The organism is Myxococcus sp. AB036A (assembly GCF_006547355.1).
In the GTDB taxonomy this organism is placed as follows: Bacteria; Myxococcota; Myxococcia; order Myxococcales; family Myxococcaceae; genus Myxococcus; species Myxococcus virescens.
This window is the reverse complement of the sequence record NZ_VHLC01000050.1, coordinates 52,774-60,311: the sequence shown is the minus strand read 5'-3', so window position 1 is coordinate 60,311 and position 7,538 is coordinate 52,774. Positions and strand designations below refer to the sequence as shown.

The 7,538-nt window shown below is 68.3% G+C and carries 6 protein-coding genes and 1 pseudogene; 3 read left to right on the top strand and 4 right to left on the bottom strand.

What is annotated here, in order from left to right; all coding sequences use genetic code 11:
• Positions 1 to 200: pseudogene (locus FL344_RS20935) on the bottom strand (chloride channel protein); the annotation flags it as partial.
• 221 nt (positions 201 to 421) lie between these two features.
• On the opposite strand from FL344_RS20935, the gene FL344_RS20930 reads away from it, so the two are divergent.
• Positions 422 to 1,474 carry an SGNH/GDSL hydrolase family protein gene (locus FL344_RS20930; RefSeq protein WP_090491037.1) on the top strand — a complete coding sequence of 351 codons (1,053 nt, stop codon included), beginning with the start codon at positions 422 to 424 and terminating at the stop codon, positions 1,472 to 1,474.
• A gap of 103 nt (positions 1,475 to 1,577) precedes the next feature.
• Here the strand turns inward: FL344_RS20930 and FL344_RS20925 are convergent, their stop codons facing one another.
• Positions 1,578 to 2,495: a hypothetical protein gene (locus tag FL344_RS20925; RefSeq protein ID WP_228565235.1), complete on the bottom strand. Its 918-nt coding sequence runs from the start codon at positions 2,493 to 2,495 to the stop codon at positions 1,578 to 1,580.
• Between the two features lie 80 nt (positions 2,496 to 2,575).
• Between FL344_RS20925 and FL344_RS20920 the strand changes: the two genes are divergently transcribed.
• Together FL344_RS20920 and lnt are read left to right on the top strand one after the other, a co-directional pair.
• Positions 2,576 to 3,229 carry a hypothetical protein gene (locus FL344_RS20920; RefSeq protein ID WP_141619771.1) on the top strand — a complete coding sequence of 218 codons (654 nt, stop codon included), beginning with the start codon at positions 2,576 to 2,578 and terminating at the stop codon, positions 3,227 to 3,229.
• Positions 3,226 to 4,854 (top strand): apolipoprotein N-acyltransferase, encoded by a 1,629-nt coding sequence (gene lnt, locus FL344_RS20915; protein WP_141619770.1) that lies wholly within the window; start codon positions 3,226 to 3,228, stop codon positions 4,852 to 4,854. Before FL344_RS20920 ends, lnt begins: the two co-directional genes overlap by 4 nt.
• A 120-nt stretch (positions 4,855 to 4,974) precedes the next feature.
• On the opposite strand, the gene FL344_RS20910 is transcribed toward lnt, so the two are convergent.
• Together FL344_RS20910 and FL344_RS20905 are read right to left on the bottom strand one after the other, a co-directional pair.
• The gene (locus tag FL344_RS20910) at positions 4,975 to 5,841 is read right to left on the bottom strand and encodes a hypothetical protein (protein WP_228565237.1); all 867 of its coding nucleotides are present in this window, start codon (positions 5,839 to 5,841) and stop codon (positions 4,975 to 4,977) included.
• Positions 5,842 to 5,892: 51 nt separating this feature from the next.
• Positions 5,893 to 7,401 (bottom strand): GMC oxidoreductase, encoded by a 1,509-nt coding sequence (locus FL344_RS20905; RefSeq protein WP_228565233.1) that lies wholly within the window; start codon positions 7,399 to 7,401, stop codon positions 5,893 to 5,895.
• Positions 7,402 to 7,538: the final 137 nt, after the last annotated feature.

The window sequence follows — 7,538 nt, the reverse complement described above, 5'->3', positions numbered from 1 at the left end:
CCCCACTTCCCGTACACCGCCCCCAGCACCAGCCCCGCCACCGGCAGCGCGTACACCAGCCACGGGTGCCCTTCCCGGAAGTGCGTCGCTTCGTCCAGCAGGTACAAAAAGACCGCGGACGCCACGCCGCAGACGACGCCCACCAGCCCACCCAGGAGCAGCCACTGCATCAGCGCTCTCGTGCCACGGGAAAGATTCACGTGAAACACTCCGGACCTGGGTGAAACATGATGAAACACCGCGTCAAAGGTTTGCTCCGCGTCATTCTTACGACATCGACTCAAACACGGGTGAGGTCATCACAACACCAGCTATTCTGACTTGGTGCGTTATTCTTGTTTCAGGGTGATTTGCCAATCGACGCCATGTAGCCTGCGCGCTCCCCCAACAACCCCCCAGTGGGAATCCAAAGGAGCGGGGCATGTCTTTCCGTCACAGCGGGATGTCCGTCGTCGCCATGTGCGCGGCCTTCACGGTCGGTGGTAGCGCGATGGCGAGCACCCTCAACCAGAACACGTCGTGGACCATCGACCAGCCGTCGACGTCGACGAAGTACCGCGTGGTGGCTTACGGCGACTCCATCTACGCCGGCTACAACGGTTCCGTCTTCTTCTGGAACGTGGCCCGCCGCGCGGCGCCGGTGGTGCAGGGCGAGGACCTGGCGCGGAAGTGGAACGCGGACGTGGAGGTCATCCGCCGCACCAAGTCCGGCGCGAAGGCGGACGACATCTACAACAACAAGATTGTCTCTGAGCGCTCGTACATGCAGGCGGCCAACACCCGCGTCGTCATGTTCGAGATGTGTGGCAACGACTACCTCCAGGCCCGCAGCGCCTTCTCTGGGCAGACGGGCACCTGTAACTACTCCGGCCTGGAGGCCGCGCTGGCGACCTGCACCACGTACATGGAGCGGGCGATGCAGACCATCAACCAGTACGCGCCCGCCGCCGCGACCAAGATCATCTCCAACATCTACTACCCGGGCTTCAACGCGGACAACGTGAACACCCAGTGCCGGGACTCCGCCACGGGCCAGGTGGTGAACAAGCGGGAGAAGTTCCTGCCGCTCCTGGCGAGGAGCAACTGGCGCGCGTGCAGCCTGGCGGCTCGCCACGGCTTCAAGTGCGCGGACTCGTTCGCGGAGTACATGGCCGCGGATTACGACTCCAACGGTGATGGCAAGGTGGACTCCGAGGCCATCCGCTACATCGAGGGCGAGTCCGAGGCTGCGTACGTCCAGCGCATCTCCGTGACGCTGCGCTCCACGCTGCGCGACTCGAACACGCACTTCGTCAACGCGAGCACCAGCTACGACTACCTCCAGTCTGACGACACCCACCCGACCTACACCGGTGGCACCATTTCCAGCTCTGGCGGCACCGGCGCGCTGCCCACCGACACCTCGACCTGGAACAAGACGGGCCACGACCGCATGGGCTGGGAGAGCGCGAAGTTCAACCCCGCCAGGCCGTAATCGCTGCGACCGCGCTCACGCCTCGGGTGTAAGTGCGGCGCTTGGGCCTCCGGTTGCCTTCGGCAACCGGGGGCCTTGTCGTTTCCAGCGCCCGGCGCGCACGTCACATCATGAAGCGCGCGCCGATCAACCCAAGGGTGCCGACGTAGTAGACGAGCCAGCAGAACCACTCCGCCGCGCGCCGCACGCCGCGCGCCCAGGCTGGCAGAAGCCACGCCGCCAGGAGCGACGCGCCCTCCGCGACGACGCGCCAGAAGCAGGCGAAGAGCAGCAGGCACAACGAGATTGGCGCGTAGTACCGGCCGAACGAACGCAGGTACGCGTCCAATCCGTACATCCTGTACTCACCCAGCGCGCCTCCAAACGAGATGACCTGGTACGAGTAGAAGAGGATGGCCGTGGGCACCAGCGGGAAGAGCACGAACTTCACCAGCAGGTGGTACCAGCGCCGGCGCCACAGGGCATGGCGTGCATGGGCGTAACGAACCAGTGTGTGGGATTGCGCGGCGCCCAATGCTCCGTGCTGGCCCAGCGCGTTCAGCAGGGGCAGTGCGTCCTCCACCTCCAGCGCGTGGCTGAAAGCGCGGCCTGACCGCATCCGCAGCGTCAGGCCGGGGCCCGGGAGCGGCAGCCGCCAGGGGCGCACCGCGGTCACGGCTTCGAAGGGAATCTCCATCCGGGCGCCGCCGCGCAGCGTCAGGGTCCACTGGTGGGTGTCCACGGCGACGATGGCCCGGCGGCTGCGGCGCAGCGCGGAGACGAACGCGAGCGGTAGCACGACTCGCAGCACCAGCCCGACGGCGATGGGCACGGGCTGCATCCGCTGGGTCCCTTCGGAAATTTCCATCCAGAGCTGCGCGGTGAAGTGGAGCAGGGCGCCCAGCGCGGAGAGCTGCGTCACCACCGCGAGCCCTCGCAGCCCGGGTGTCCAGGCGTGCACCGCGAAGCGAGCGGGCTCGGGCGTGGTGGCGGGTGGCGTGCCGCCGGGGGCATCGGTGACGAGAATGGACGAAGAGCTCATGAGGGTGAGCGGAATGCGCTGTGATTGCCTCGGAGGGGGTGGCTCCGTAGCATACGCAGCCCGGAGGTCTTCGCGCGAACATGAGGCCGCAGTCCCCTGCACCAAAGCGTCGCGTTGACAGCGACGGCGTCACGCACATCACGCCCGCTCGAACGGGGAAGGGTCTGGGTGTGTGGCTCGTGGGCGGCGCGTGTGTCTTCACGCTCGCGTGCATTGGCTTGAGTGTCTGGTGGGGCTCGACCGACATCGAGGTGGAAGCGCCGCCACCGCTCGCGGAGGTGCCGCTGCCCATTCCGCCTCCCACGCCCGAGGTGCGTGCCCGCGCGCCGCGGACACGGCCGCCTCCCGTCGCTGCTTCAGCTCCGCGGCCCGCCCCCGAGCCTGTCGCCGAACTGGCCACCGATACCGATGTCCAGGAGCCGGCCATGGAGTCCGAACTGACGGGCATGCAGCTCTACCGGCCCGGGACGAAGCCCATCAAGAAAGGCCTCGTCGTCCCCGATGACTTCGAGCTGCCGCCCGGGTACGTGCGTCATTTCCAGTACAAGGACTCGGGTGAAATCGTGGCGGCTGTGCTGATGTTCCATCCCGACCATCAGCCTGTGGATGCGAACGGCCAGCCGATTCCCAAGCCCGCCGACGGGCTGGTGCCCGAGGAGCTGGCCCCTCCGGGAATGCCTATCCGACGGTTGGAGCTGCCCGAGGGCGCGGAGAGTGGGGCGCCCTCGCCGTGACCGGCGTCCAGGTGGGGGTGGGCCGCGGGCGGCACCTGGGGGTGGCGCTGCTCGGTGTCCTGGGGACCACGGTCCTGTTCGCGCTGTTCGGGCGGCTGGAGGCTCGCTGGCTGGCGCTCGGCTGGGTGGCGATGGTGCCCTGGCTCGCGGCGCTGGACCGGGCCCGCTCGGCACGCGAGGCGCTGGGCCTGGGCGTGCTGCTCAGCGTGACGTTCACCGCCGCCGTCTTTCACTGGTTCCCGGGCGCGCTCCAGGCGTACTCGCGGGCGCCCACGGTGGTTGGTTGGGCGCTGTTCCTGCTGGTGGCGCCGCTGCTCCAGCTCCAGTTCGTCGCTGCCGCGCTGGCCCGGTACGCGGCGCGGCGTCTGGCGCGGGAGGGGCAGGGCTGGTTGCCGCCCCTGGTGGGGACGCTCGCATACGTAGGCGTGGAGGGCGTCACGCCCAAGCTCTTCGCGGACACGCTGGGACACGGGCTCTATGCCTCCGAGTGGCTGCGGCAGGGCGCGGACGTGGCGGGCGCGCCGGGACTCACGCTGGTGTTGCTCCTGGGCAATGAGTGCGTGCTCGCGGCGTTTCGTGCCTGGAGGGGCCATGGGGCGCGTGCCGCCTGGAAGCCCGTGGCGGGGCTCGCGGCGCTGGTGCTCGTGCTGTCGGGGTACGGCGCCTTCCGGCATGCGCAGGTGCGCGAGGCGACCCGGGCTGAGGGCGGGCTGGTGGTGGGCGCGGTGCAGGCGAACATCACCCGCTACGAGAAGCTGAAGGCGGAGATGGGCGCCTACGAAGTCGTGCGGATGGTGCTCGACACGCATTACGCGATGTCAGACGCGCTGCTGCGCGACGGACCGGTGGACCTGTTGGTGTGGCCGGAGACGGTGTACCCCACGCCTTTTGGAGCGCCGCGCAGCGAGACGGGCGCGGCGCTGGACGCGGAGATCGCCGGCTACGTCTCCGAGCGCGGGGTGCCGCTCGTGTTCGGCACGTATGACCTGGAGGGCGAGCGCGAGTTCAACGCGGCCATGTTCCTGGGGCCGTCGTCACCTGGAGGCGCGTTCGAGCGCGCCGCGTACCGCAAGACGATGCTCTTCCCGCTGACGGAGTGGGTGCCGGACGCCATCGACACCCCCACGCTTCGCGAGTGGTTGCCGTGGACAGGACGCTGGAAGCGAGGGCCCGGGCCTCGGGCGGTGAGCTTCACGCTGCGCGACGGACGCCAGCTCCGGGTGGCGCCGCTCATCTGCTACGAGACCATCTTCCCCGAGTATGTCGCGCAGGGCGTGCGGCAGGGCGCGGAGCTGCTGCTCACGCTGTCCAATGACTCGTGGTTCACCGGCACGCCCGCGCCCCGGCTGCACCTGATGCACGCGGCCTTTCGCAGCATCGAGACGCGGCGGCCACAGGTCCGGGTGACGAATTCGGGTGTGACCGCGCTCATCGACATCACGGGCGCGGTGGTGGCCGAGGTGGACGACAACCAGCGCGCGGGCCTCACCATGCGCGTGCCGGAGTCGGCCGCGCTGACGACGCTCGCCCTGGCATGGGGAGACTGGCTGAGCCCATTGGCGCTGGTGTCAGCGGTGGTGGGCCTCGCGGGCGCGGCACTGGCGCGGCGGAGGGCTCGGCACTGATGGGCTTCAGGACGTAGCGGGGCCCTCGGTGCCGCCGTCAAGCAGGCTCAGGCGGTGCCAGAAGCCCGTGTTCATCTCCACCGACGCGATGTGGCGCGTGGGAAAGCGCCGGGGCGATTTCTACGCGAGGCGCGCACCGAGCATGGCGCGCACCGAGCGAGTGAGGCTCTCGATGGAGACCGTATGGCCGCGCTGAGCCAACTGCTCGGCGAGCACCGCCATCGACCTGTCATCGCCGAGCGCCATGAGTTCGCGGCAGTGCGGGTCGCTCGCCAGCCATGCGAGCGCCTCGCGTGTTGCGAGTCCCTTGCTTCCGCGCAGCCGATTCTCGACCTCGGGCCGCAGCGCTGAGCGCCCTTCATTCGCGAGCGCCATCGCCCGGCCAGAATCGAGGTCGCCGCGTTCATCGAAAGCGGCGGGTTCGAACAGCTCCTCGAACGTCGCGTGGTCGTGGAGGTCCGGGGTGAATTCGCCCCAACCAGTCGACCCACACACCAGCGTTCGCCGGCACCGGTCCGCGTCGATGCTCGTGTTGCCGTCGAGCAACACGAGCGCGGCTTCGCACGACCGCGCCCACAGCACCGCGCCGCCGTCACCCCACGTTCCGCTCACGATGCCGAGCCCACCGCCGCCGACCAGGTCGCCTTCGATTCCGACGCGCGCGCTCGCGGCGAAGCGCACGTTCCTCGCGCGCACGTTGCCAATCACAATCAGCGTGCTCGTCAGGTAATCGTCGGTCGCGCACACGAGATCGCCGCTCGTCTCGAGGTCCCCGTCGATGATGACCGCCCAGGGGCCGGGCCCACTCTTGAGCGTGTCGTCGAGGCGCAGACCTGCGTTGACGATGCGAGGCACGACGATGCCGTTGGTCTCCGGGTCGTTGAGCTGCTCGGTCTCGAGGAACGAGGCAAGCCAGCTCGCCCCAGCAAGTCGCCTGGCGACCTCTGCGAACGTCGTCTCTTCTCCGAGCTCGTCGACTTGAATCATCGCGAGCACGCTACGGTATGCAGCGCCGGAGCCGCAACGCTCGCCACCCCGTCACAGACGCCCGGCCTTGAACTCCTTCACGATGTGCGCACTGGCACGCACGGCGATGGCCATCATCGTCAGCGTGGGGTTCTGCGGTCCCTGGGACGGGAAGCAGGCACCGTCGTTGATGAAGAGGTTGGGCACGTCCCAGCTCTGATTATGGGGATTGAGCACCGACGTCTTCGGGTCCGTGCCCATGCGCGCCGTGCCCACTTCGTGGATGGCCATGCCCGGCGTGGACAACGTGGCGTTGGCCTTCTCCACGGTGAAGCCGGCCGCTTCCATCATCTCCTTGCAGGCCGCCAGCGCGTCCTCGGCCATCTTCAGCTCGTTGGCGGAGTGCCGGCATTCGATGTGCGCGGCGGGGATGCCCCAGCGGTCCTTCACCGTCGGGCTGAGCGTCACGCGATTCTCCGGGCGCGGCACCATCTCCCCGAAGGGCACGAAGTGGCAGTTGTCTCCAAAGGTGAAGACCTGCACGCCGTAGCCGCGCGCGAAGTCCTGCTCCTTCGTGGCCACGTTGCGGAACTGGGGGATGTACGCCCAGCTATGCTCCTGCCGCTGGGCTTCGGGAGGCAGGTTCATCTTCGCCTCGATGCCCAGCATGTACGTGTGGTCCATCAGGTTGCGGCCCAACTGCCCCGACGCGTTCGCCAATCCGTCCGGGAACGCGCTGCATCGCGAGTTCAGCAGCAGCCGCGTGGATTCAATCGCGCCCGCCGCCAGCACCACCACCCGCGCGTGGGCCTCGTAGGACTTGCCCGTCCTCGCGTCGAGGAAGTGCACCCCCGTGGCGCGCCCTGTCGCCGCGTCGTACAGCACCTGGTCCACCACCGCGTTCGTGCGCAGCGCGAGCCGGCCCGTCTTCAACGCGGCGGGCATCGTCACGGGCGCTCCCGCGGTGCGGCGGACGATGACGCGGCGTTCCGGCCAGCGGCGCTCCACCTGTTCCTTCAGGCGTTGCTCCGCGGGCGTCATGGCGATGGCACCCGCGAAGACGGAGTCCGGCAGAATGTCCAGGCCATCCGCGTTGCCGTGGATGCCCATCCACCGCTCCACCGTCTCGTAGTGCGGCGCCAGGTCCGCCAGCGTCAGCGGCCAGTCCGGCCCCTGCCCATCCTGCGTGCCTGCTTTGAAGTTGAAGTCAGACAGCCGGTAGAACTGGCGCCCGTGTGCCTTCACGGACGTGCGCCCGCCCACCTGCCGTGCACGAATCCACGTGAAGGGCTGGTCCTCCGGCGTGGTGTAGGGATTGTCCACGTCGTCGACGAAGGCGTGCGGGTGGAAGGGCCACGCGAAGGTGGTGCTCTGCACCGACTGGCGCACCTTGCGCTGGTCGTCCGTCTCCGCCAGGTAGCCAAGGGATTGGCGCATGCGGTGGAGCATCCACAGCATCCGGTCCGCGCCCATGCCGCGGCCCGCTTCGAGCACCAGGACACGCAAGCCTGCTTCCGTCAGCTGCTTGGCTGTCCATCCGCCGCAAGCGCCACCACCCACCACCACCACGTCGAACATCATCCTGGATGTGCCCACAGGTTTCCTGGCGCGACAGTGCCGTCTTTGATGGCACTGTGAGTTGTCTATGTGGAGTGTAAGCTGCTCAGTACGTGGCGGAGCAACGTGGGTCCCGTCTGCACTCCTGGGGTTCAAACACC

Bases quoted from the DNA above. Each gene is read 5' to 3' on its own strand.
- FL344_RS20930 (WP_090491037.1), top strand. From the start codon at position 422: ATGTCTTTCCGTCACAGCGGGATGTCCGTCGTCGCCATGTGCGCGGCC.
- FL344_RS20925 (WP_228565235.1), bottom strand. From the start codon at position 2,495: ATGAGCTCTTCGTCCATTCTCGTCACCGATGCCCCCGGCGGCACGCCA.
- FL344_RS20920 (WP_141619771.1), top strand. From the start codon at position 2,576: ATGAGGCCGCAGTCCCCTGCACCAAAGCGTCGCGTTGACAGCGACGGC.
- FL344_RS20910 (WP_228565237.1), bottom strand. From the start codon at position 5,841: ATGATTCAAGTCGACGAGCTCGGAGAAGAGACGACGTTCGCAGAGGTC.
- FL344_RS20905 (WP_228565233.1), bottom strand. From the start codon at position 7,401: ATGATGTTCGACGTGGTGGTGGTGGGTGGTGGCGCTTGCGGCGGATGG.